Source organism: Pseudomonas sp. FW305-70 (assembly GCF_058783925.1).
Genome location: NZ_JBYSYZ010000012.1, coordinates 30,156 through 53,537 on the forward strand (window position 1 = coordinate 30,156; position 23,382 = coordinate 53,537).

The 23,382-nt window shown below is 57.8% G+C and carries 22 protein-coding genes; 16 read left to right on the forward strand and 6 right to left on the reverse strand.

Annotated elements, in window-relative coordinates; all coding sequences use genetic code 11:
- Positions 1-68 precede the first annotated feature (68 nt).
- The 14 genes from mnmG to glmU all read left to right on the forward strand — a co-directional run bounded on the left by mnmG (position 69) and on the right by glmU (position 13,051).
- Complete coding sequence (mnmG, locus tag AC3WN7_RS11715) at positions 69-1,967, forward strand: tRNA uridine-5-carboxymethylaminomethyl(34) synthesis enzyme MnmG (protein ID WP_102673708.1); 1,899 nt, start codon at positions 69-71, stop codon at positions 1,965-1,967.
- Positions 1,964-2,608, forward strand: a complete 645-nt coding sequence (gene rsmG / locus AC3WN7_RS11720; protein ID WP_102673709.1) for a 16S rRNA (guanine(527)-N(7))-methyltransferase RsmG — start codon at positions 1,964-1,966, stop codon at positions 2,606-2,608. The genes mnmG and rsmG overlap by 4 nt, the downstream gene beginning before the upstream one ends.
- An 18-nt stretch (positions 2,609-2,626) precedes the next feature.
- Complete coding sequence (locus tag AC3WN7_RS11725; RefSeq protein WP_007969897.1) at positions 2,627-3,424, forward strand: ParA family protein; 798 nt, start codon at positions 2,627-2,629, stop codon at positions 3,422-3,424.
- A gap of 9 nt (positions 3,425-3,433) precedes the next feature.
- Entirely contained in the window at positions 3,434-4,306 is an 873-nt protein-coding gene (locus AC3WN7_RS11730; protein ID WP_095964409.1) for a ParB/RepB/Spo0J family partition protein, read from the forward strand.
- Positions 4,307-4,454: 148 nt separating this feature from the next.
- Positions 4,455-4,862, forward strand: a complete 408-nt coding sequence (locus AC3WN7_RS11735) for a F0F1 ATP synthase subunit I (RefSeq protein ID WP_007969901.1) — start codon at positions 4,455-4,457, stop codon at positions 4,860-4,862.
- Between the two features lie 16 nt (positions 4,863-4,878).
- Positions 4,879-5,748: a F0F1 ATP synthase subunit A gene (gene atpB, locus AC3WN7_RS11740; protein ID WP_015097443.1), complete on the forward strand. Its 870-nt coding sequence runs from the start codon at positions 4,879-4,881 to the stop codon at positions 5,746-5,748.
- A 134-nt stretch (positions 5,749-5,882) separates the two neighbouring features.
- Positions 5,883-6,140, forward strand: coding sequence for a F0F1 ATP synthase subunit C (gene atpE, locus AC3WN7_RS11745; RefSeq protein WP_003097235.1), 258 nt, complete (start codon positions 5,883-5,885; stop codon positions 6,138-6,140).
- Between the two features lie 58 nt (positions 6,141-6,198).
- On the forward strand, positions 6,199-6,669 hold the full coding sequence (locus AC3WN7_RS11750; RefSeq protein ID WP_007969903.1) for a F0F1 ATP synthase subunit B: 471 nt from the start codon (positions 6,199-6,201) through the stop codon (positions 6,667-6,669).
- 12 nt (positions 6,670-6,681) lie between these two features.
- Positions 6,682-7,218: a F0F1 ATP synthase subunit delta gene (locus AC3WN7_RS11755; protein ID WP_007985049.1), complete on the forward strand. Its 537-nt coding sequence runs from the start codon at positions 6,682-6,684 to the stop codon at positions 7,216-7,218.
- 21 nt (positions 7,219-7,239) lie between these two features.
- Positions 7,240-8,784: a F0F1 ATP synthase subunit alpha gene (atpA, locus tag AC3WN7_RS11760; RefSeq protein WP_007969905.1), complete on the forward strand. Its 1,545-nt coding sequence runs from the start codon at positions 7,240-7,242 to the stop codon at positions 8,782-8,784.
- 50 nt (positions 8,785-8,834) lie between these two features.
- Positions 8,835-9,695 (forward strand): F0F1 ATP synthase subunit gamma, encoded by an 861-nt coding sequence (gene atpG / locus AC3WN7_RS11765; protein ID WP_007934344.1) that lies wholly within the window; start codon positions 8,835-8,837, stop codon positions 9,693-9,695.
- A gap of 27 nt (positions 9,696-9,722) precedes the next feature.
- Positions 9,723-11,099, forward strand: a complete 1,377-nt coding sequence (gene atpD / locus AC3WN7_RS11770; protein WP_007969907.1) for a F0F1 ATP synthase subunit beta — start codon at positions 9,723-9,725, stop codon at positions 11,097-11,099.
- 45 nt (positions 11,100-11,144) lie between these two features.
- Entirely contained in the window at positions 11,145-11,570 is a 426-nt protein-coding gene (locus tag AC3WN7_RS11775) for a F0F1 ATP synthase subunit epsilon (RefSeq protein ID WP_007969909.1), read from the forward strand.
- A gap of 113 nt (positions 11,571-11,683) precedes the next feature.
- Complete coding sequence (gene glmU / locus AC3WN7_RS11780; protein WP_102673710.1) at positions 11,684-13,051, forward strand: bifunctional UDP-N-acetylglucosamine diphosphorylase/glucosamine-1-phosphate N-acetyltransferase GlmU; 1,368 nt, start codon at positions 11,684-11,686, stop codon at positions 13,049-13,051.
- A gap of 109 nt (positions 13,052-13,160) precedes the next feature.
- Here glmU and AC3WN7_RS11785 read toward each other — a convergent pair whose 3' ends face one another.
- A complete protein-coding gene (locus tag AC3WN7_RS11785) occupies positions 13,161-13,418 on the reverse strand; it encodes a bacteriocin immunity protein (protein ID WP_102673711.1) in 258 nt (85 codons plus the stop codon).
- Positions 13,408-15,426: a pyocin-S2/colicin E7-DNase domain-containing protein gene (locus tag AC3WN7_RS11790; protein WP_102673712.1), complete on the reverse strand. Its 2,019-nt coding sequence runs from the start codon at positions 15,424-15,426 to the stop codon at positions 13,408-13,410. The genes AC3WN7_RS11785 and AC3WN7_RS11790 overlap by 11 nt, the downstream gene beginning before the upstream one ends.
- A 291-nt stretch (positions 15,427-15,717) precedes the next feature.
- Between AC3WN7_RS11790 and AC3WN7_RS11795 the strand changes: the two genes are divergently transcribed.
- Both AC3WN7_RS11795 and glmS read left to right on the forward strand, forming a co-directional pair.
- Positions 15,718-16,494, forward strand: coding sequence for a DeoR family transcriptional regulator (locus tag AC3WN7_RS11795; protein ID WP_102673713.1), 777 nt, complete (start codon positions 15,718-15,720; stop codon positions 16,492-16,494).
- 1 nt (position 16,495) lies between these two features.
- Entirely contained in the window at positions 16,496-18,328 is a 1,833-nt protein-coding gene (gene glmS, locus AC3WN7_RS11800) for a glutamine--fructose-6-phosphate transaminase (isomerizing) (RefSeq protein ID WP_102673714.1), read from the forward strand.
- 44 nt (positions 18,329-18,372) lie between these two features.
- Here glmS and AC3WN7_RS11805 read toward each other — a convergent pair whose 3' ends face one another.
- The 4 genes from AC3WN7_RS11805 to AC3WN7_RS11820 are packed head-to-tail and all read right to left on the reverse strand — an operon-like array spanning position 18,373 to position 23,182.
- Positions 18,373-19,398, reverse strand: coding sequence for a DUF2955 domain-containing protein (locus tag AC3WN7_RS11805; RefSeq protein ID WP_102673715.1), 1,026 nt, complete (start codon positions 19,396-19,398; stop codon positions 18,373-18,375).
- On the reverse strand, positions 19,388-20,506 hold the full coding sequence (locus AC3WN7_RS11810) for an HlyD family secretion protein (RefSeq protein WP_102673716.1): 1,119 nt from the start codon (positions 20,504-20,506) through the stop codon (positions 19,388-19,390). The genes AC3WN7_RS11805 and AC3WN7_RS11810 overlap by 11 nt, the downstream gene beginning before the upstream one ends.
- Entirely contained in the window at positions 20,499-22,010 is a 1,512-nt protein-coding gene (locus AC3WN7_RS11815; protein WP_102673717.1) for an efflux transporter outer membrane subunit, read from the reverse strand. The genes AC3WN7_RS11810 and AC3WN7_RS11815 overlap by 8 nt, the downstream gene beginning before the upstream one ends.
- Before the next feature lie 14 nt (positions 22,011-22,024).
- Positions 22,025-23,182 carry an AI-2E family transporter gene (locus AC3WN7_RS11820; RefSeq protein ID WP_095964400.1) on the reverse strand — a complete coding sequence of 386 codons (1,158 nt, stop codon included), beginning with the start codon at positions 23,180-23,182 and terminating at the stop codon, positions 22,025-22,027.
- Between the last annotated feature and the right edge of the window lie 200 nt (positions 23,183-23,382).

Here is a 23,382-nt window from a genome sequence, read left to right on the forward strand (position 1 = left end):
GACCAGGTCCGAAAACCTGAGCTCAAACTATTCCTGAATTACCTACTTAAGCAGGCACGAGGTGCGTGGTGGATTTCCCTTCCCGTTTTGAAGTGATCGTCATCGGCGGCGGTCATGCCGGTACCGAGGCAGCACTGGCCTCAGCACGTATGGGGGTGAAAACCCTTTTGCTGACGCATAACGTGGAAACCCTCGGAGCCATGAGTTGCAACCCGGCCATTGGCGGGATCGGCAAAAGCCACCTGGTGAAGGAAATTGACGCCCTCGGCGGCGCGATGGCCATGGCTACCGATAAAGGCGGCATCCAGTTTCGTGTGTTGAACAGCCGCAAAGGCCCGGCCGTGCGTGCAACCCGCGCACAGGCCGACCGGGTTCTGTACAAGGCAGCTGTCCGCGAAATCCTGGAAAACCAGCCGAACCTGTGGATATTTCAACAGGCCGCTGATGACCTGATCGTCGAGCAGGAACAAGTGCGCGGCGTAGTGACCCAGATGGGCCTGCGTTTCCTCGCCGACTCGGTGGTTTTGACCACAGGCACCTTCCTCGGTGGACTTATCCACATTGGTTTGCAGAATTTCTCCGGCGGACGTGCCGGTGATCCTCCGTCGATTGCCCTGGCTCACCGTCTACGTGAATTGCCTTTGCGGGTCGGTCGCCTGAAGACCGGTACGCCGCCGCGTATCGACGCCCGTTCTGTGGATTTCTCGGTGATGACCGAGCAAGCCGGCGATACGCCGATCCCGGTGATGTCGTTCATGGGTTCCAAAGAGCAGCATCCACGTCAGATCAGTTGCTGGATTACCCACACCAACGCCCGTACCCACGAAATCATCGCGGCCAACCTCGACCGTTCGCCGATGTATTCCGATGCAGGCGAGATCGAAGGCATCGGTCCGCGTTACTGCCCGTCGATCGAAGACAAGATTCATCGCTTTGCCGACAAGGAAAGCCACCAGGTCTTCATCGAACCGGAAGGTTTGACCACGAACGAGCTGTACCCGAACGGGATATCCACATCCTTGCCGTTCGATGTGCAATTGCAGATCGTGCAATCGATCCGCGGCATGGAAAACGCACACATCGTGCGCCCGGGCTACGCCATCGAGTACGACTACTTCGATCCGCGCGACCTGAAGTACAGCCTGGAAACCAAAGTGATCGGCGGTCTGTTCTTCGCCGGGCAAATCAACGGCACCACCGGTTACGAAGAAGCCGGCGCCCAGGGTTTGCTCGCCGGAACCAACGCCGCACTGCGCGCGCAAGGCAAAGACGCCTGGTGCCCGCGTCGCGACGAGGCCTATATCGGTGTGTTGGTCGACGACCTGATTACCCTCGGCACCCAAGAGCCGTACCGGATGTTCACCTCCCGCGCCGAATACCGTTTGATTCTGCGCGAAGACAACGCTGACCTGCGCCTGACCGAAAAAGGTCGCGAACTGGGCCTGGTGGATGACGCGCGTTGGGCGGCTTTCTGCAAAAAACGCGAAAGCATCGAACTGGAAGAGCAGCGCCTGAAAAGCACCTGGGTTCGCCCGGGCACTGAACAGGGCGATGCGATTGCCGAAAAATTCGGCACGCCGCTGACCCACGAATACAACCTGCTGAATCTCTTGAGCCGTCCGGAAATCGACTACGCTGGTCTGATCGCCGTGACCGGAGGCGGTGCAGAAGATCCACAAGTCGCCGAACAGGTCGAAATCAAGACCAAGTACGCCGGCTACATCGATCGTCAACAGGATGAAATCGCCCGCCTGCGCGCCAGCGAAGACACCCAATTGCCTGTGGATATCGATTACACGAATATTTCCGGTCTCTCCAAAGAGATCCAGAGCAAGCTCGGTGCGACCCGCCCTGAAACCTTGGGCCAGGCCTCGCGTATCCCGGGCGTAACGCCGGCAGCCATTTCGCTGTTGATGATTCATTTGAAAAAACGCGGCGCGGGCCGTCAGTTGGAGCAAAGCGCTTGAGTTCGTTGGTCACTTCGCAACATGCAGAAGAGTTATCCACAGGTGCCCGCCAGCTTGGCGTCACGCTGACAGAAACCCAGCACGCGCAACTGCTGGGTTATCTGGCCCTGTTGATCAAATGGAACAAGGCTTACAACCTCACCGCCGTGCGTGATCCGGACGAAATGGTCTCCCGTCACCTGCTCGACAGTCTGAGCGTGATGTCATTCATCGAAAACGGACGCTGGCTCGACGTTGGTAGCGGCGGCGGCATGCCCGGCATTCCGCTGGCTATCCTGTTTCCCGAGTCCCAGGTGACATGCCTGGACAGCAACGGCAAGAAAACCCGCTTCCTGACCCAGGTCAAACTCGAACTCAAACTGGATAACCTGCAAGTTATCCACAGTCGCGTCGAAGCGTTCCAGCCTGCCCAGCCCTTCAACGGGATTATTTCCCGGGCGTTCAGCAGCATGGAAAACTTCAGCAACTGGACTCGTCACCTCGGCGACGCCAAAACACGCTGGCTGGCAATGAAGGGCGTTCATCCGGCCGATGAGCTGGTAGCATTGCCGGCAGACTTCCACCTCGATAGCGAACACGCCCTGGCCGTACCTGGTTGCCAAGGCCAACGCCATCTGCTGATACTGCGCCGCACGGCATGATTGGGAACACAAGCAAGAATGGCTAAGGTATTCGCGATAGCGAACCAAAAAGGTGGCGTGGGCAAAACCACCACCTGCATCAACCTCGCAGCATCCCTGGTCGCGACCAAGCGCCGGGTGCTGTTGATCGACCTCGATCCACAGGGCAACGCCACCATGGGTAGCGGTGTGGATAAACATGGTCTGGAAAACTCGGTCTACGACCTGTTGATCGGTGAGTGCGACCTGGCCCAGGCCATGCACTTCTCCGAACACGGTGGTTACCAGCTGTTGCCGGCCAACCGCGACCTGACCGCGGCCGAAGTGGTGCTGCTGGAAATGCAGATGAAGGAAAGCCGTCTGCGCAGCGCGCTGGCGCCGATCCGGGAAAACTACGATTACATTCTGATCGACTGCCCGCCGTCGCTGTCGATGCTGACCTTGAATGCACTGGTTGCCGCCGATGGGGTCATTATCCCCATGCAGTGCGAGTACTTCGCGCTCGAAGGCTTGAGCGACCTTGTGGATAACATCAAGCGTATCGCTGAACTGCTCAATCCGAACCTCAAGGTCGAAGGCCTGCTGCGGACGATGTACGACCCGCGCCTGAGCCTGATGAACGATGTCTCGGCGCAGCTCAAGGAACACTTCGGCGAACAGCTCTACGACACCGTCATTCCACGCAACATCCGTCTGGCCGAAGCGCCAAGCTACGGCATGCCGGCGCTGGCGTACGACAAAGCGTCGCGAGGTGCCGTTGCCTATCTGGCATTGGCGGGCGAAATGGTTCGTCGTCAACGCAAAAACTCACGCATCGCCGCCGCTCAGGCAACTTAAGGAATCCCCATGGCCGTCAAGAAACGAGGTCTCGGACGTGGACTGGATGCTCTGTTGAGTGGTCCGACTGTCAGCTCGCTGGAAGAACAAGCGGCGCAAGCCGATCAGCGTGAGCTGCAACACCTTCCCCTGGATCTGCTCCAGCGCGGCAAATACCAGCCGCGTCGTGACATGGACCCGCAGGCGCTGGAAGAACTGGCGCAGTCGATCAGGGCCCAGGGTGTCATGCAGCCCATCGTGGTTCGCCCGATCGGTAGTGGTCGTTTTGAAATCATTGCTGGCGAACGTCGCTGGCGTGCCAGCCAGCAGGCGGGGCAGGAAACCATACCGGCGATGGTTCGCGATGTACCCGACGAAACCGCGATCGCCATCGCCCTGATCGAGAACATCCAGCGCGAAGACCTGAACCCGATAGAAGAGGCGGTGGCCCTGCAGCGTTTGCAGCAGGAGTTCCAGCTGACCCAGCAACAGGTCGCCGAGGCCGTGGGCAAGTCCCGGGTGACCGTGGCCAACCTGCTGCGCCTGATTTCCTTGCCGGAAGTCATCAAGACCATGTTGTCCCACGGCGACCTGGAAATGGGTCATGCCCGTGCTTTGCTCGGTTTACCGGAAAATCAACAGGTTGAAGGGGCGCGACATGTTGTCGCACGCGGGCTGACCGTGCGCCAGACTGAGGCACTGGTTCGCCAGTGGTTGAGTGGCAAACCGGAGCCTGTGGAACCCCAAAAAACGGACCCGGATATCGCCCGCCTCGAACAGCGCCTGGCTGAGCGCCTAGGCTCTGCGGTGCAGATCCGCCACGGCAAGAAGGGTAAAGGGCAGTTGGTGATTGGCTACAACTCCCTGGATGAGCTTCAAGGCGTACTTGCACATATTCGCTGAAACATTTCCTCATGTAGCGCGCAGTCGGAAATCACTACCTGACAGTTGAATAGGGGCAGAACCGCCCCTATACTCTGCGCGCATTTTGTCGGCACAAATTATGCCAAGTTATTGAATTCTGGCAGCCGACCATTGGAGAGCAAAAGTGATGGAAACCCGCACGCCAAACCGCTTGCCCTTCCATCGCCTGGCAGTTTTTCCGGTGTTAATGGCTCAATTTGTCGTTTTGCTCATCGCTGCTTTGGCGCTCTGGCAATGGCGGGGAGTCGTTGCCGGGTACTCGGGACTTTGCGGAGGCCTGATAGCCTTGCTGCCCAATGTTTATTTCGCTCACAGGGCATTTCGGTTTTCCGGCGCCCGAGCAGCCCAGTCCATCGTCCGGTCTTTTTATGCCGGCGAGGCAGGCAAACTGATTTTGACGGCAGTGCTGTTTGCACTGGTGTTTGCAGGTGTGAAGCCATTGGCGCCGATTGCAGTATTCGGTGTCTTCGTGCTGACTCAGTCAGTCAGCTGGTTCGCTCCCCTGCTGATGAGAACAAGACTTTCGAGACCTTAGGGCGTTTGAGGCAACCATGGCAGAAACAACCGCTTCGGGCTATATCCAGCACCACTTGCAGAACCTGACCTTCGGTCAGCACCCAACCGGCGGCTGGGGCTTTGCCCACACCGCAGCAGAAGCCAAGGAAATGGGCTTCTGGGCTTTCCACGTCGATACCCTCGGCTGGTCGGTCGCATTGGGTCTGATCTTCGTTCTTCTTTTCCGCATGGCGGCAAAGAAAGCGACCTCGGGTCAGCCAGGTGCTTTGCAGAACTTCGTTGAAGTATTGGTCGAATTCGTCGATGGCAGCGTGAAAGACAGCTTCCATGGCCGTAGCCCGGTGATTGCACCGCTGGCACTGACCATCTTCGTCTGGGTGTTCCTGATGAACGCCGTCGACCTGGTACCGGTCGACTGGATTCCTCAACTGGCCATCCTGATCTCCGGCGACGCACACATCCCGTTCCGTGCCGTGTCGACCACTGACCCGAACGCGACCCTGGGCATGGCGTTCTCGGTTTTCGCACTGATCATTTTCTACAGCATCAAGGTCAAGGGCCTCGGCGGCTTCATCGGCGAGCTGACCCTGCACCCGTTCGGCAGCAAGAACATCTTCGTTCAAGCCCTGCTGATTCCGGTGAACTTCCTGCTGGAATTCGTGACCCTGATCGCCAAGCCGATCTCCCTGGCTCTGCGTCTGTTCGGCAACATGTATGCCGGCGAACTGGTCTTCATTCTGATTGCTGTGATGTTCGGCAGCGGTCTGCTCTGGCTCAGCGGCCTGGGCGTCGTTCTGCAGTGGGCGTGGGCTGTGTTCCACATCCTGATCATCACCCTGCAGGCGTTCATCTTCATGATGTTGACCATCGTCTACCTGTCGATGGCGCACGAAGAAAACCATTAAGACCAGTCTCGACTAGTCTGATGTCCTTCCCGGTCAAACGGGAAGGGGCTCTTCACGGGGCCTCTGAAACGATTTGTTTTACCGCTTTAAATTAAAAAAACCTAAACCATACGACGTAAAAGTCGGGAGGAAAGATGGAAACTGTAGTTGGTCTAACCGCTATCGCTGTTGCACTGTTGATCGGCCTGGGCGCACTGGGTACCGCAATTGGTTTCGGCCTGCTGGGCGGCAAGTTCCTGGAAGGCGCAGCGCGTCAGCCAGAAATGGTTCCAATGCTGCAAGTTAAAATGTTCATCGTTGCCGGTCTGCTCGACGCCGTAACCATGATCGGTGTTGGTATCGCTCTGTTCTTCACCTTTGCGAACCCGTTCGTTGGTCAGATCGCTGGCTAATTACTCGGATCTTCCGGGTAATTTGGTGTGATGGACAACGTAACTGCGAGGTGTTGGCGTGAACATTAATGCGACCCTGATTGGCCAGTCCGTTGCGTTCCTGATTTTTGTACTGTTCTGCATGAAGTTCGTATGGCCTCCGGTCATCACGGCTCTGCACGAACGTCAAAAGAAGATCGCTGATGGTCTGGACGCTGCCAGCCGAGCAGCTCGCGACCTGGAGTTGGCCCAAGAAAAAGCGGGTCAGCAACTGCGCGAAGCGAAAGCTCAGGCAGCTGAAATCATCGAGCAAGCCAAGAAACGCGGTACCCAGATTGTCGACGAAGCCCGTGAACAGGCTCGCGTCGAAGCTGACCGTGTGAAGGCTCAGGCTCAGGCCGAGATCGAACAGGAACTGAACAGCGTCAAAGACGCGCTGCGCGCCCAAGTGGGTAGCCTGGCCGTTGGCGGTGCTTCGAAGATCCTGGGCAAAGCAATCGATCAAAACGCGCACGCAGAGCTGGTTAACCAACTGGCTGCTGAAATCTAAGCGAGGGCGATCATGGCAGAACTGACCACGTTGGCCCGACCTTACGCTAAGGCGGCCTTCGAGCACGCTCAGGCCCACCAGCAACTGGCCAATTGGTCAGCCATGCTCGGCCTGGCAGCAGCGGTGTCGGAAGACGACACCATGCAGCGCGTGCTCAAGGCCCCGCGACTGACGAGCGCAGAAAAGGCCGCCACGTTCATTGACGTGTGCGGCGACAAGTTTGATGTAAAGGCACAGAACTTCATTCACGTCGTTGCCGAAAACGACCGTCTCCCGCTGTTGCCGGAGATCGCCGCTCTGTTCGACCTGTACAAGGCCGAGCAAGAGAAATCGGTAGACGTTGAAGTGACCAGTGCCTTCGCATTGAACCAAGAACAGCAAGACAAACTCGCCAAGGTTCTCAGTGCACGACTCAACCGGGAAGTGCGCCTGCAAGTCGAGGAAGATTCATCCCTTATTGGGGGTGTTGTCATCCGCGCCGGCGACCTGGTTATCGATGGCTCGATTCGCGGCAAAATCGCGAAACTTGCCGAAGCATTGAAATCTTGAGTTTGAAGGGGCAGCAGAGCAATGCAGCAACTCAATCCTTCCGAAATAAGTGAAATTATCAAGGGCCGCATCGACAAGCTCGATGTGACCTCCCAAGCCCGTAACGAAGGCACTGTCGTCAGCGTATCTGACGGCATCGTGCGGATTCACGGTCTGGCCGACGTAATGTACGGCGAGATGATCGAGTTTCCGGGCGGCGTCTTCGGCATGGCCCTCAACCTGGAGCAAGACTCTGTAGGTGCCGTTGTATTGGGCGCATACCAGACTCTGGCTGAAGGCATGAGCGCCAAGTGCACTGGCCGCATCCTGGAAGTTCCGGTTGGTAAGGAACTGCTGGGTCGCGTAGTCGACGCACTGGGTAACCCAGTTGACGGCAAAGGTCCGCTGAACAACACCGAGACCGACGCGGTCGAGAAAGTTGCTCCAGGCGTGATCTGGCGTAAGTCGGTAGACCAGCCTGTACAGACTGGCTACAAGGCTGTCGATGCCATGATCCCTGTCGGCCGTGGCCAGCGTGAGCTGATCATCGGTGACCGTCAGATCGGTAAAACCGCTCTGGCGATCGACGCGATCATCAACCAGAAAGACAGCGGCATTTTCTGCGTATACGTAGCGATCGGTCAGAAACAATCGACCATCGCCAACGTTGTTCGCAAGCTGGAAGAAAACGGTGCACTGGCTAACACCATCATCGTTGCAGCGAGCGCTTCGGAATCTGCAGCACTGCAGTTCCTGGCTCCGTACTCCGGTTGCACCATGGGCGAATACTTCCGCGACCGCGGTGAAGACGCGCTGATCGTTTATGACGATCTGTCCAAGCAAGCAGTGGCTTACCGCCAGATTTCCCTGCTGCTGCGCCGTCCACCAGGCCGTGAAGCTTACCCAGGCGACGTGTTCTATCTCCACTCCCGTCTGCTGGAGCGCGCATCCCGCGTTTCGGAAGAGTACGTAGAGAAGTTCACCAACGGCGCAGTGACCGGCAAAACCGGTTCCCTGACCGCACTGCCGATCATCGAAACCCAGGCTGGCGACGTTTCCGCGTTCGTTCCGACCAACGTGATTTCCATCACCGACGGTCAGATCTTCCTGGAATCGGCCATGTTCAACTCGGGCATCCGCCCTGCAGTGAACGCCGGTGTTTCGGTATCCCGTGTGGGTGGTGCCGCTCAGACCAAGATCATCAAGAAGCTGTCCGGTGGTATCCGTACCGCTCTGGCTCAGTACCGTGAACTGGCGGCATTCGCCCAGTTCGCTTCTGACCTGGACGAAGCGACCCGTAAGCAACTTGAGCATGGTCAGCGCGTTACCGAGCTGATGAAGCAGAAGCAATACGCGCCAATGTCGATCGCCGACATGTCGCTGTCGCTGTATGCCGCTGAGCGTGGGTTCCTGACCGACGTTGAAATCGCCAAGATCGGCAGCTTCGAACAAGCGCTGATTGCTTACTTCAACCGCGATCACGCCGACTTGATGGCGAAGATCAACGTGAAGGGTGACTTCAATGACGAAATCGATGGCGGCCTGAAAGCCGGTATCGAGAAGTTCAAGGCCACCCAAACCTGGTAAGCCGCAGCGGGAGCCTAGCGGCTCCCGCTTGCTAACCTGATAGGTGTTACATGGCAGGCGCAAAAGAGATTCGCAGTAAGATTGCGAGCATCAAAAGCACGCAAAAGATTACCAGCGCCATGGAAAAAGTGGCGGTCAGCAAAATGCGCAAGGCACAAATGCGCATGGCTGCTAGCCGTCCTTATGCGGAGCGCATCCGCCAGGTTATTGGCCATCTGGCCAACGCTAACCCGGAATATCGCCACCCGTTCATGATCGACCGTGAAGTAAAGCGTGTCGGTTATGTCGTAGTGAGCAGTGACCGTGGTCTGTGTGGTGGCTTGAACACCAACCTGTTCAAGGCTTTGGTCAAGGACATGGCGGTAAACCGCGAAAACGGCGTCGAGATCGATCTGTGTGTAGTTGGTAGCAAGGGTGCGGCTTTCTTCCGCAACTTCGGCGGTAACGTCGTTGCAGCTATCAGCCACCTGGGTGAAGAGCCGTCGATCAATGATCTGATCGGCAGCGTCAAGGTGATGCTGGATGCCTACCTGGACGGCCGTATTGACCGCCTGTCCGTGGTGTCCAACAAGTTCATCAACACCATGACACAACAGCCTACCGTGGAGCAGTTGATTCCACTGGTGGCAACCCCGGATCAAGAACTCAAGCACCACTGGGACTATCTCTACGAACCGGATGCCAAGGAGCTGCTCGACGGCTTGATGGTCCGTTACGTGGAGTCGCAGGTCTACCAGGCGGTGGTCGAGAACAACGCGGCTGAACAAGCTGCGCGGATGATCGCGATGAAGAACGCTACCGACAACGCCGGTGATTTGATCAGCGATTTGCAGCTGGTCTACAACAAGGCGCGTCAGGCTGCGATCACCCAAGAGATCTCGGAAATCGTCGGCGGCGCTGCCGCGGTTTAACGGTTCAAATATTCAGAGGATCCAGCTATGAGTAGCGGACGTATCGTTCAAATCATCGGCGCCGTTATCGACGTGGAATTCCCACGCGACAGCGTACCGAGCATCTACGACGCCTTGAAAGTTCAAGGCGCCGAAACCACTCTGGAAGTTCAGCAGCAGCTGGGCGACGGCGTGGTTCGTACCATTGCGATGGGCTCCACCGAAGGCTTGAAGCGCGGTCTGGACGTCAACAACACTGGCGCAGCCATCTCCGTACCGGTCGGTAAAGCGACCCTGGGCCGGATCATGGACGTACTGGGCAACCCGATCGACGAAGCTGGCCCGATCGGCGAAGAAGAGCGTTGGGGCATTCACCGTCCTGCGCCAACCTTCGCTGAACAAGCCGGTGGCAACGAGCTGCTGGAAACGGGCATCAAGGTTATCGACCTGGTTTGCCCGTTCGCCAAGGGTGGTAAAGTCGGTCTGTTCGGTGGTGCCGGTGTAGGCAAGACCGTAAACATGATGGAACTGATCCGTAACATCGCCATCGAGCACAGCGGTTATTCCGTGTTCGCCGGTGTGGGTGAGCGTACTCGTGAGGGTAACGACTTCTACCACGAGATGAAGGACTCCAACGTTCTGGACAAAGTGGCACTGGTTTACGGTCAGATGAACGAGCCGCCGGGAAACCGTCTGCGCGTAGCACTGACCGGCCTGACCATGGCCGAGAAGTTCCGTGACGAAGGTAACGACGTTCTGCTGTTCGTCGACAACATCTATCGTTACACCCTGGCCGGTACTGAAGTATCCGCACTGCTGGGCCGTATGCCTTCGGCAGTAGGTTACCAGCCGACCCTGGCTGAAGAGATGGGCGTGCTGCAAGAGCGCATCACTTCGACCAAGCAAGGTTCGATTACTTCGATCCAGGCGGTATACGTACCAGCGGACGACTTGACCGACCCGTCGCCAGCGACCACCTTCGCCCACTTGGACGCCACCGTCGTTCTGTCCCGTGACATCGCTTCCCTGGGTATCTACCCGGCGGTAGACCCACTGGACTCGACTTCGCGTCAGCTGGACCCGAACGTGATCGGCAACGACCACTACGAAACCGCTCGCGGTGTTCAGTACGTGCTGCAGCGTTACAAAGAACTGAAGGACATCATTGCGATCCTGGGTATGGACGAGCTGTCGGAAGCCGACAAGCAGTTGGTAAACCGTGCTCGTAAGATCCAGCGCTTCTTGTCGCAGCCGTTCTTCGTGGCTGAAGTCTTCACCGGTGCATCGGGTAAATACGTTTCCCTGAAAGACACCATTGCTGGCTTCAAAGGCATCCTCAACGGTGACTACGACCACCTGCCAGAACAAGCGTTCTACATGGTTGGCGGCATCGAAGAAGCGATCGAGAAAGCCAAGAAACTGTAATCCCGGCGCCCGGCAACGGGCGCTAATTTAGGTTGAGGCAATCAGATGGCTATGACAGTCCATTGCGATATCGTCAGCGCGGAAGGGGAAATCTTTTCCGGTCTGGTCGAGATGGTGATTGCGCACGGTGCACTGGGTGATCTTGGTATCGCCCTGGGTCACGCGCCGCTGATCACTAATCTGAAGCCAGGTCCGATCCGCCTGGTCAAGCAGGGCGGGGAAGAGGAGGTGTATTACATCTCCGGTGGTTTCCTCGAGGTTCAGCCGAACATGGTCAAGGTACTTGCCGACACCGTGCAACGTGCTGCCGATCTGGATGAAGCCTCCGCTCAGGAAGCCGTTAAGGCTGCCGAGAAGGCCTTGCATGAACGTGGCGCTGAATTCGATTACGGTTCTGCTGCCGCACGTCTGGCCGAGGCTGCAGCCCAGCTGCGCACCGTCCAGCAGATCCGCAAGAAGTTCGGCCACTAAGGTTGCGCTTGTTGTGCGATTGATTAAAAAGGGTAGCCTCGGCTACCCTTTTTTCTTTTCCGTTTTTTACAACCTGGTCGCAGCCGCTGACCACCCAGGATTGGTAGCCAGTCATGTCACTTGAAATCGTTATTCTCGCTGCTGGCCAAGGCACGCGTATGCGTTCAGCTTTGCCGAAAGTTTTGCACCCGATTGCCGGCAACTCCATGCTCGGCCATGTTATCCACAGCGCCCGGCAACTTGATCCACAGCGCATTCACGTGGTGATCGGCCACGGCGCCGATGCCGTGCGCGAACGTCTGGCGGCGGATGATCTGAACTTCGTCCTGCAGGATAAGCAGCTGGGTACCGGTCACGCCGTTGCTCAAGCCGTGCCGTTCATTCAGTCCGACACCGTGCTGGTGCTTTATGGCGATGTGCCGTTGATCGAAGTCGATACCCTGCAACGTCTGCTCAAGCAGGTGGGGCCAGAGCAATTGGGCTTGCTGACCGTAGAGCTGGATGACCCGACCGGTTACGGCCGCATTGTTCGTGATGTGCAGGGCAAGGTCACGGCCATTGTCGAGCAGAAAGATGCCAATGAAGCCGAGCGCAAAATCACCGAAGGCAATACCGGCATTCTGGCGCTGCCTTTTGCCCGTCTTGGCGACTGGATGAGCCGTCTCTCCAATAACAACGCCCAGGGCGAGTACTACCTGACCGACATCATTGCCATGGCCGTGAGCGATGGTCTGGTGGTGGCCACCGAGCAACCGCACGACGCCATGGAAGTGCAGGGCGCCAACGATCGCAAGCAGCTTTCCGAACTGGAACGGCATTATCAATTGCGCGCCGGTCGTCGTTTGATGGCTCAAGGTGTGACGCTACGTGACCCGGCTCGTTTCGATATCCGCGGTGAAGTCACAGTTGGCCGCGACGTGCTGATCGACATCAACGTGATCCTCGAAGGTAAGGTCGTCATCGAAGACGACGTGGTGATCGGCCCGAACTGCGTGATCAGGGACAGCACCCTGCGCAAAGGCGTGGTCATCAAGGCCAACAGCCATATCGAAGGTGCAATCCTGGGTGAAGGCAGCGACGCCGGTCCGTTCGCTCGTCTGCGTCCAGGTACCGTGCTGGAAGCCCGCGCGCATGTGGGTAACTTCGTCGAATTGAAAAACGCGCACCTGGGCGAAGGCGCCAAGGCCGGTCACCTGACTTATCTGGGCGATGCCGAGATCGGCGCGCGCACCAACATTGGTGCTGGCACCATCACCTGCAACTACGACGGCGTCAACAAGTGGAAAACCGTGTTGGGCGAAGATGTGTTCATTGGCTCCAACAACTCGTTGGTGGCGCCTGTGGATATCCTCGACGGCGCGACCACAGCGGCTGGTTCGACCATTACGTCGACTGTGGATAAATCCCAGTTGGCCATCGGGCGTGCTCGCCAGAAGAACATCGATGGCTGGAAGCGGCCGGAGAAGGTTAAAAAGAGCTGAGTTATCCACAACTGATACGGATGGACTTATTGTGAGTAAGTCCTCCAATTGTTGAGAAGCCTGCTTCCACTTAATAGTGGAAACAGGCTTGTTCTCGATAGCGTGCCGATTAACTACTTTTTAACCCTGGCATACCATTTTTTGCTCTCCACTCTTTGACCTCGTTAACTACACTATCAGGGGTAGGATCCATACTACTATTTGGGTAATAAATTAAGTCCGATCCGGATGGATGCCCGACAATGCGGTTGAACTCTATTACGTCGGCATGGTGTTTCTTTTCAGAGTTTTTAGCCCCATCGAATATGTCTCGTACTAAAGTCATGAACTCTGCTTCTGTATATTCAGAAAAATCCTTATTCTTCATATTTTTTCCCTCCAGAGTGAATTTCGATATGACGCTTAGGAGTGACTATCATTAAGTTGTCAACATCATAAACCGCACCACCTTTTGAAATATGTATTTTATGATGTATCTCAAAGGTTATTTTACCACCAACCATTTCATTAAAAGGTACGAGTGGGGCTCTTCCATCCATCAGCAAGGATAAGTTGTCACTGCGAAACTGCGCGGAGAATTCTGGGCTATTTGCCACTGCCTTCCAGAACGCTCTTCGGAAGGAGTCAAAGCGACCATACTGTTTACCCCGCAACTGGTCTGCAAGTTGCACGGGAACAGGTGCTCCTGTTGATTGCGATGCTGCCTCAAGCCATCCGCCCGTGACCACCGACCCTACCCCGCTTACGACACCCGGTTCGAATCGCCTACTCCTGAATGCGACGTAAATCGGTTTGAGGCCGGAGTCAGCGGGGAACCAAACAATGTAGTCATCGAAATCCAGGTCGGCAATTGCTGGTAATGTTTCAACCTGCGGCTGAACCGGAGTGACACTTGCACCCGGATACACGGGCGTTTCGATAGGAACCGCAGGGCTTTCTGTTGAACTGTTACCTGGGTTTACGATTGGTGTCCAGGTCAGGTGCCTAGGGGGCGTTTCTGTCGTGGTGAGTCCATAGGTACCCGATTTCGGGTCCCATAGAGCAATAACGCTTCGAACTGAAGATGGAATTCCAGCTGTGTTCGTAGCCACTAGTAAGTAGCTTTCGTTCCCGTCACTTAGTCCTGCCCCAATCCGCACTGGCAAGTCGATCAAATTCCCGGCGCGGTGTTGCCAATTGCTTTCGGCAAGAGGGTCTAGCTCTGACAGTGGAACGCTGACCGCATAACGATCACCGTTTCCAAGGTTTGGTGAGTACAGCGCCAGTGAGGCAAAGGTTGCGACAAGTGCGCCAGGGCCGGCTGTTGCAACGGTAATAAGTTCGGCGACACCTGCACGTATCACTGCCGATAAGGTAAGGCCAGCGGCTTCAACTTCCGCGAGAATACCTGCCGCCCCCATGATGAATGGACGGCTGGTCGCAACAGCGCCGGCGGCCGTATAAGTATTGCCTGCGTTAATTTTTGCTTTAGCAGCTTCTTGCTCCGCCCGGAGGCGTTGCTCATCCTCTCTGCGTTTTTGCTCCTGAGCTACTCGCTTGGCTTCTTCCTGAGCTTTTAGAGTCTCGGCCTCTCGTTGAGCTTGAAGCGCACGAGCCTCTGCTTCGCGCTGGGCCTGAAGCGCCCGGGCTTCGGCTTCTTGCTGGGCGCGTAGTACCTGGGCCTCTCGTTGGGCCTCTAATGCGCGGGCCTGTGCTTCCTGCTGGGCCTTTAGCGCTTGAGCCTCGGCCTCTTGTTGGGCTTGCTGAGCGAGGGCTGTTGCATACCGGGCGGTGAGTGAGTCCGCACGCTGGTTCAACTGCCTCAACGCTTCTTCCACCAGCTTGGTCGATTGTGCTGCGGAATAGGAGGTGGCCCAGGCTGGATAGATGTCACGTATCTCCTTAGTAGGAGTGACATCAAGGTCTCGTTGTTCAATGGTGTTGATGAAGTCTTGTCGACTTTTTGTCAGAGGATCACTTGAAAAAAATAGATTGGCTTCATATTTGAGTTGAGAGAGTGTCAGGTTTCTCTGATGTATAAGTTGCCGAACAGCATTTAACTCTCTGGTGATACTTCCGGTCAGTGAAAAATCCGGCGATGGTCCAGCCGCACTCAAAATTGTATTGAGTTCCGACTCTATAGTCGAAGGCAGTAATTGAAGTTGATGAGCGTATTCTTCGGCAAAAACCGCTTTGCTGCTTTCAGTCGTATCGATCAGCCAGTCAATGGCAGCAGCGATTCGCTGCTCAACATAGCCAGTTATAATTAACAATTGACGGCGGTCAAAAAATCCTCCTCCTCGACCACCTAATCCCAAGCGGGACCGAGTTTTTTCTTCGAAGTCATTAATCTCTATTGGCGGTAAATAAAGAGTCTGGCCATTTCCCTGTGACATACAGTTTCTCCTTTAACTGGAGGTCACAGGCTATAAAAATTCAGAATCTATGATGCGATATATAATTACTACTTCTATCTCTTAAAAAGATGTATGTAGTGAGAGTTACATGCATTTTATTTAGCGAATTTTACAAAGTTCAGAGTGGGGGCGCTAATTGAACGGCGGGTGCTCATTTAGACACATTGGTGTTCTGTGGATAAAAGAGATATAGAGAAATTCTCCAATCCTGCTTGACGCCCGTAAGATTTTAGGTTTTTATTGCTTTCGTTATCTTTCGAATCGAAACTTATGTCGAAGCGCAACACACCTCAACGCCGTCACAACATCCTCGCCTTGCTCACTGAGCAGGGCGAAGTCAGTGTGGATGAGTTGGCCAAGCGCTTCGAAACGTCGGAAGTTACGATTCGCAAGGATCTGGCGGCACTTGAAAGCAATGGTCTGTTGCTGCGTCGTTACGGCGGGGCGATCACCATGCCTCAGGAACTGGTGGCCGACCTTGGTCAACCGGTTTCCAAGTACAAACAAGCCATCGCTCGCGCCGCCGTCGCGCGGATTCGCGAGCATGCGCGCATCATTATCGACAGTGGCAGTACCACCGCTTCCATGATCCCGGAACTCGGCCAGCAACCCGGCCTGGTGGTGATGACCAACTCGCTGCATGTCGCCAATGCCTTGAGCGAACTTGAGCACGAACCGGTGCTGTTGATGACCGGTGGCACCTGGGACCCGCACTCCGAGTCCTTCCAGGGGCAGGTTGCCGAGCAGGTACTGCGCTCCTACGACTTCGACCAGCTGTTTATCGGTGCCGATGGCATCGATCTGGTTCGCGGTACAACCACCTTCAACGAACTGCTCGGACTGAGCCGGGTCATGGCCGAAGTCGCCCGTGAAGTCGTCGTGATGGTGGAGGCCGACAAGATCGGCCGCAAGATTCCCAACCTGGAGCTGCCCTGGAGCAGCGTCCATACCCTTATTACCGATGAACGCCTGCCGCTTGAGGCTCGCGCTCAGATTCAGGCCCGCGGCATCAATTTGATATGCGCGGCTGTCAATCAGGAGAAATAGCATGTGTGGAATTGTCGGCGCAGTCGCAGAACGTAACATCACCGCCATCCTCGTCGAAGGCCTGAAACGCCTCGAATACCGTGGGTATGACAGCGCTGGCGTGGCGGTCTACACCAACGATGAAAAACTCGAGCGCCTGCGTCGCCCAGGCAAGGTCAGTGAGCTGGAGCAGGCATTGACCACCGAGCCGCTGGTCGGTCGCCTGGGCATCGCCCACACCCGCTGGGCTACCCACGGCGCACCGTGCGAGCGCAATGCCCACCCGCATTTCTCCGGTGACCTGGCGGTGGTGCACAACGGCATCATCGAAAACCACGAAGCCCTGCGCGAACAACTGAAAGCCCTGGGTTATGTGTTCACCTCGGACACCGACACCGAAGTCATCGCCCACCTGCTGAACCACAAACTCAAGGATCTGAACGACCTGACCGTGGCCCTCAAGGCGACCGTCAAAGAGCTGCATGGTGCTTACGGCCTGGCAGTGATCAGCTCCAAGCAACCTGATCGCCTGGTCGCAGCCCGCAGCGGCAGCCCGCTGGTGATCGGCCTGGGCCTTGGGGAAAACTTCCTGGCCTCCGACCAGTTGGCCCTGCGTCAGGTCACTGACCGCTTCATGTACCTGGAAGAAGGCGATATCGCCGAAATCCGCCGCGACAGCGTGCAGATCTGGGACGTTGACGGCAAGGCTGTCGAGCGCGAAGCCGTGCAGTACCGTGATGGCGCCGAAGCCGCTGAAAAGGGCGAGTTCCGCCACTTCATGCTCAAGGAAATCCACGAGCAACCGTCCGTGGTGCAGCGCACCCTGGAAGGTCGCCTGAGCCAGAACCAGGTGCTGGTACAGGCATTCGGCCCACAGGCGGCCGAGCTGTTCGCCAAAGTGCGCAACGTACAGATCGTCGCGTGTGGCACCAGTTACCACGCCGGTATGGTCGCGCGTTACTGGCTCGAAGAGCTGGCCGGTATTCCTTGCCAGGTCGAAGTCGCCAGCGAATTCCGCTACCGCAAGGTGGTGGTGCAGCCGGACACCTTGTTCGTGACCATTTCCCAGTCCGGCGAAACCGCCGACACCCTGGCCGCGCTGCGCAACGCCAAGGAACTGGGCTTCCTCGCCAGCCTGGCGATCTGCAACGTCGGCATCAGCTCGCTGGTGCGTGAGTCCGACCTGACCCTGTTGACCCAGGCTGGCCGCGAAATCGGCGTGGCCTCGACCAAAGCCTTCACCACGCAATTGGTCGGCCTGTTGTTGCTGACGCTGTCCCTGGGCCAGGTTCGTGGCACCTTGGCCAAAGACGTAGAAGCGACCCTGGTCGAAGAACTGCGTCGTTTGCCAACCCGCCTGGGCGAGGCGCTGGCCATGGACAGCACTGTGGAAAAAATCTCCGAGCTGTTCGCCGAGAAAAACCACACGCTGTTCCTCGGTCGCGGCGCGCAGTTCCCGGTAGCGATGGAAGGCGCACTCAAGCTCAAGGAAATCTCCTACATCCACGCCGAAGCCTACCCGGCCGGCGAGCTGAAACACGGCCCGTTGGCGCTTGTGGATAACGATATGCCCGTGGTGACCGTGGCGCCGAACAACGAGCTGCTGGAGAAGTTGAAGTCCAACCTCCAGGAAGTCCGCGCCCGCGGTGGCCAGTTGATCGTCTTCGCTGACGAGAAGGCCGGCATGACCAACGGTGAAGGCACCCACGTGGTGCACATGCCGCACATCCACGACATCCTGTCGCCGATCCTCTATACCATCCCGCTGCAGTTGCTGTCGTACTACGTCGCTGTGCTCAAAGGCACCGACGTCGATCAGCCGCGTAACCTGGCGAAGTCGGTCACCGTGGAATAAGTTATCCACAACGAAAAAACCCCTTTTCAGGGGTTTTTTCGTTTCTAGGAGAACGTAATTCGCCGTTGCCGCCGCGTATCCAGCAAATACACCATCAAACAGGCATACAAAGTCACCAGTATGAACAGCCCCATGCGGATGGCGAAGGCGGTGTAGACGTCCTTACCCGCTGCACTGTCCTGTACAGATTGGCCGAGCAGAATGATCAGGGTTGCCAGGCTGTTAAGCCAGAAACTCGGTGGTTGTCGGGTTTTGGCCAGGCCGTAGAGTTTTCTGGCCACCAGCAAACCGAACAGCAGCATCCACAGAAAAAACATCCACAGATTCACGAACAGGCTCAGCGCGCACCAGAAAAGGATCGCCATCAGGCCGCCGAGCAGGGTCGAGCCGAGTAATTCCTGGCCGGCGTTGCGGGCGCTGGTTGCGCAGCTCTGTTGGCCGAGACTGACGGCTTTCATGATGATCGGCAGATAGCTGGCCGGGTCGATCATGGCCAGCAGGAACGTCGGCAGCACCACCAACGTGGCCCGTAGCGCCAGCCAGCTGCTTTCGGTGGGCGTAAGGTTCGGGCCGGGCTTGGCCGGTGGGGCGCTGGCGGGGTCGGGAAACAGCCAATGGCTGATGGTCAGTGTCATGACGGCCAGGAACAGTCCCTTGACCAGGGCCACGATCACCTCGAGCGCCAGGGCGAATTCAGCGGTTCCGGCGGCACTGATCAAGGTCAGGCCCACCACCAGGAACGTCGCCACCAGCGGGTTGCCACCACGCAGGCCGTAACCGAAAGCCATGAACAGGCACAGTCCGACCAGCAACACGCCACTGAACGGGTAGTAACGCAGCAGGGGGATCAGCAGCAAGCCGGTCCCGGTGGTCAGCATCAGGATCAGGATCAGACCCAGGCTGGCCTTGAACGGCAACGGCCGGTTCATCGCTGCCAGCATCATCAGCGCCAGCATCGGCGCGAGGAACGGAATGGGCAGGGCCAGGCCGAAGCTCGCCGCCAGGCACAGCGCCGTACCGAAGCCCAGGCGCAACGCGCGCTGGACCCGCGCCGGGCGCTCAATACGCATAGGACATCCAGCTCATCAGGCGCAGAAACACGCGCCCAAGAACATTCAACGGGTTGCCTTCGCTCGGAAAGGCCATGACTTCGGCCTGTCCGCCGGAGCGGATGCCTTGTGGACTGGTCAACTCACCGGGTTCGAACTCGATGATGACCGGGAAGCGCTGGGCCGGGCGGAGCCAGTCGCGACTGTTCTCCACTTTCGGCAGGCTGCCCGGCTGGGTGGTCTGGCCGATGTCGACGCCATAGCCGACGCTGCGCACATGGCCTTTGTAGATTTTCCCTGGCAGGGCATCGAGGACAATGGACACCGGCGTCCCGGGCTGGACACTGCCGAGGTTGTTTTCGGTCATGTCGGCGCTGATCCACACGTCGTGGATGGCGATCAGGGTCATCACCGGTGCACCGGCGGAGGCGAACTGGCCGACATCGGTACGCAGATCGGTGATCAGGCCGGCCGAGCGCGCGTGGACTTTGGTATTGCTCAAGTCCAGCTCGGCTTTTTCGAGGTTGCTGGCGGCGCTGAGCAACTGGGCGTTTTCGTCTTCGTTGCCGCCTTGTTGTTCCCGCGCCCGTTGCACTTCGGCCTTGGCCGCGGCGACCTGGCTGATGGACTCTTCCAGGGTGGCGCGGGAGATCTCGAGGCGGCGCAGCGAGATGGTGCCCGGGTCTTCGCGATACAGGCGCTCCAGCCGCTGGCTATCCTGGCGAGCCTTGAGCTCATTGGCCTGGGACGCGCGCAGGGACGCTAGCTTGGAATCGACGCCAGCCGTGTTGGCGCCCACCTGGCGACGGGTCGACTCAAGGTCGGCGCGGGCGCGATCGACGGCAATCTGGTATTGCTCCGGATTGACTTCAAACAGCAATTCGCCAGCCTTGACGTCCTGGTTGTTGCGCACGTGCACCTTGGTCACCCGGCCGGATACCTCGGCCGCCACCGGCACAATGAAGGCCTGCACCCGTGCCTGTTGCGTGTAGGGCGTGTAACGGTCGGCCATCAGGTACCAGACCAGGCTCAGGATGATCAGCAGTACTACCCAGTTGATGGCTTTTCTGGCCGGGTCGGCGGCGGGTGCCGATTTGTTCTCGGCGGCCGGTTGTGGGCTGTCAGTCATGGGCATTTTCCTTCGGTTCGTCGAGCAGGTCGCCCCAATCGGTCCGTTGTTGCATCTGTTGGCGGGTGGCCGGGTCGATCATCGGCTGGTCGCTGTACCAGCCACCGCCCAGCGCCTTGTACAGGGCGATCAGGCTGTTGACGGCGGTGCCACGGTTGACCAGGTAGATATCCTGCTGGGCAAACAGGGCGCGCTGGGCATCCAGTACGCGCTGGAAATCCGAATAGCCTTCGCGGTACTGGGCATTGGCCAGGGTCACCGAACGTTCGGCGGCCACCGATGCATCGCTGAGGATCCGGTCACGCTCCAGCGCCTTGATCAAACCGGTCGCGGCATCGTCAGCCTCGCGAGCAGCCTGGCGTACGCTGTCCTGGTAGATAACGATCAACTGCTGCAAGCGCGCATCCTGCACGCGGACGTTGTTGGTGATCCGGCCATGGTCGAAGATGTCCCAGCGCAGGCTGGGGCCGGCCACCATGTCGAGGGTATTGGATGCACCGTTGAGCGAGCTGGCAGACCAGACGATGCTGCCCAGCAGGCTGATGGAGGGGTACAAGTCAGTCTCGGCCACACCGATCAACGCGGACTGCGCCGCCACTTGCAGCTCGGCCGCACGAACATCGGGACGCCGCACCAACAGATTTGCCGGTACATCCTGCAGCACCGCCGTATCGAGCAATGGCACCACCCCGGTGTAGCGATCCAGGTCAGGGATGGAGCCGGGTGGCTGGCCGATCAGGGTGGACAATGCATTTCGCAAGCTCGCCACCTGGCTCTCGAAATCCGGGATGGTACTGAGGGTGCCCAGGTACTGGGTCTTGGCCTGTTGCAGGTCGAGTTCAGCCTCGGCCCCGCTTTTGAACAGGCGCTCGGTAATCTCGTAGCTGCGTTTTTGCAAGGCGGCGTTACTGCGGGCGATGGCCAGGCGTGATTCGGCGGTGCGCAAGGCGTAGTAGTTTTGCGCAAGTTGCGCGTGCAAGAGCACCAGGGCATTTTCATAGTTGGCCTGGGCGGCAAACCAGGACGCGTCGGCCGATTCGATGGCACGGCTGAAACGCCCCCAGAAATCCAGCTCCCAGCCGATATCGAAGCCGACACTGTGTTGCCAGAAATGCGTGTCCTGGGGGTTGGCACCGCCCGACTGTCGACGGTTCAGGTACAGGCTGTCGGCGCTGGCCTGCTGCAATTGTGGGTAGCGCCCACTCAGGGCGATGCCCAATTGCGCTCTCGACTCCATGACCCGCAGGCCGGCGACCTGCAGGTCGGGGTTGTGGGCATCGGCTTCGGCCATCAAGTGGTCCAGCACCGGGTCGTTAAACACGCGCCACCATTGGCGGCTATCAGGTTGCGCGTGTTGTTGGCCGGCGAGCTCCAAGGCCGGGCTGTTCCAGTGATCGACCCAAGGCTGGGCCGGCGACTGGAAATCCGGGCCCAGTTGCACGCAGCCCCCCAGAAAGGCGGTCCCACAGAGCAGCAGCCGGCTGATGCGAGCAGGACGTGGCATCAAGCGAAAACTCCTCAGAGGGGACGCTGATCGTTCATGGTCCCGATTTGCGGTGTCTCGTTCAACGCCTCGATCTCTGGTGTTTCGTTCATTAGTTCGGCAGACGGTTGGTCCTGGACCCATTGCCAGAACAGCTGGTAGCCCACCGCCAGCGCCACCGGGCCGATGAACAAACCAATGAAACCACCACTGACCATGCCGCCCAGGGCGCCAATCAGAATCACCGGCATGGGGACATCGACGCCGCGGCCAAGCATCAACGGTTTGAGGACGTTGTCGGCCATCCCGGCGATAAGGCTATAGATGCCAAACACAACAGTGGCCAAGCTCGTCCCTTCGGTGGCGAAGACATAAGCGATCACCGGAAGGGTCACCAGCAGCACCGGCAATTGCATGATCCCCATCAGCAGCGCAACCATCGCCAGCAGTCCGGCACCGGGGACGCCCATGAGCACGAAACCCACACCGACCAGCAACATCTGAATGAACGCGATGCCTACCACGCCCTGGGCCACCGCGCGGATGGTTGCGGTGCAGAGCTCGGTGATGCGTGGGCCGCGCTCCGGTCCGGAAAGGCGTGAGGTGATGGCCAGGGCGCTTCTTTCGCCGTTTTCGCCATAGGCCATGAACACGCCGGCAATGATCAGGGCGCCGATGAACAACAGAAAACCCACACCAACGTCGGCCATTTTGCCCAACAAGGTCAGGCCGATGGACTTGATGTAGGGCATCAACTTCATGAGCACGCTGCTCATGTTGGTGGCGGCCTGCATCCAGTAGTCGTAGAGCGGCTGGCCAATGAGCGGCAGCGACGCGATTTTTTCGCTGGGTAGCGGAATATGCAGCGTATCGGACTTGAGGATCGCCAGGGTGCCCTGGATCGATTCACTGATCGAGGTGCCCAGCAGGTAGATTGGCACCATCAGCAAGGCCAGGGCGACCACCACGATCAGGGTGGCAGCGCGACCGTCCTTGTTGACCACCTTGCGCTTGATCAGTGCATGCAGTGGATACAAGGTGATCGCCAGAATCAGTGCCCAGAGCATGAGGTTGAGGAAGGGGTGGAAGATCTGGAAGCAGAACAGTACCAGCACCGTAATCAGCCCGGCGCGTATCAGTACATCGAGCAAACCCCCGGACAGTGCTCTAGCGGAAATGTTAGTGCGCAACATTTTCGAACTCCTTGCGGTGTCACCAGGTTAGCCAGCCATTTAAAGTTCACTCTTCCCTACCGGTGAATCTTGAAAGCGGGATCGATGGACCGTCGTTCCAGCGTCAACAACTAACGCCTTCTTTCATGTAGGGAAAATTCAACGAGGTACCTACTAAAACTCAATAGGTAACAGGGTGGCTTGTAGTATAGGAGCAGTCG

Bases quoted from the DNA above. Each gene is read 5' to 3' on its own strand.
- AC3WN7_RS11725 (WP_007969897.1), top strand. From the start codon at position 2,627: ATGGCTAAGGTATTCGCGATAGCGAACCAAAAAGGTGGCGTGGGCAAA.
- AC3WN7_RS11730 (WP_095964409.1), top strand. From the start codon at position 3,434: ATGGCCGTCAAGAAACGAGGTCTCGGACGTGGACTGGATGCTCTGTTG.
- AC3WN7_RS11735 (WP_007969901.1), top strand. From the start codon at position 4,455: ATGGAAACCCGCACGCCAAACCGCTTGCCCTTCCATCGCCTGGCAGTT.
- atpB (WP_015097443.1), top strand. From the start codon at position 4,879: ATGGCAGAAACAACCGCTTCGGGCTATATCCAGCACCACTTGCAGAAC.
- atpE (WP_003097235.1), top strand. From the start codon at position 5,883: ATGGAAACTGTAGTTGGTCTAACCGCTATCGCTGTTGCACTGTTGATC.
- AC3WN7_RS11755 (WP_007985049.1), top strand. From the start codon at position 6,682: ATGGCAGAACTGACCACGTTGGCCCGACCTTACGCTAAGGCGGCCTTC.
- atpA (WP_007969905.1), top strand. From the start codon at position 7,240: ATGCAGCAACTCAATCCTTCCGAAATAAGTGAAATTATCAAGGGCCGC.
- atpG (WP_007934344.1), top strand. From the start codon at position 8,835: ATGGCAGGCGCAAAAGAGATTCGCAGTAAGATTGCGAGCATCAAAAGC.
- atpD (WP_007969907.1), top strand. From the start codon at position 9,723: ATGAGTAGCGGACGTATCGTTCAAATCATCGGCGCCGTTATCGACGTG.
- AC3WN7_RS11775 (WP_007969909.1), top strand. From the start codon at position 11,145: ATGGCTATGACAGTCCATTGCGATATCGTCAGCGCGGAAGGGGAAATC.
- glmU (WP_102673710.1), top strand. From the start codon at position 11,684: ATGTCACTTGAAATCGTTATTCTCGCTGCTGGCCAAGGCACGCGTATG.
- AC3WN7_RS11785 (WP_102673711.1), bottom strand. From the start codon at position 13,418: ATGAAGAATAAGGATTTTTCTGAATATACAGAAGCAGAGTTCATGACT.
- AC3WN7_RS11790 (WP_102673712.1), bottom strand. From the start codon at position 15,426: ATGTCACAGGGAAATGGCCAGACTCTTTATTTACCGCCAATAGAGATT.
- AC3WN7_RS11795 (WP_102673713.1), top strand. From the start codon at position 15,718: ATGTCGAAGCGCAACACACCTCAACGCCGTCACAACATCCTCGCCTTG.
- glmS (WP_102673714.1), top strand. From the start codon at position 16,496: ATGTGTGGAATTGTCGGCGCAGTCGCAGAACGTAACATCACCGCCATC.
- AC3WN7_RS11805 (WP_102673715.1), bottom strand. From the start codon at position 19,398: ATGCGTATTGAGCGCCCGGCGCGGGTCCAGCGCGCGTTGCGCCTGGGC.
- AC3WN7_RS11810 (WP_102673716.1), bottom strand. From the start codon at position 20,506: ATGACTGACAGCCCACAACCGGCCGCCGAGAACAAATCGGCACCCGCC.
- AC3WN7_RS11815 (WP_102673717.1), bottom strand. From the start codon at position 22,010: ATGCCACGTCCTGCTCGCATCAGCCGGCTGCTGCTCTGTGGGACCGCC.
- AC3WN7_RS11820 (WP_095964400.1), bottom strand. From the start codon at position 23,182: ATGTTGCGCACTAACATTTCCGCTAGAGCACTGTCCGGGGGTTTGCTC.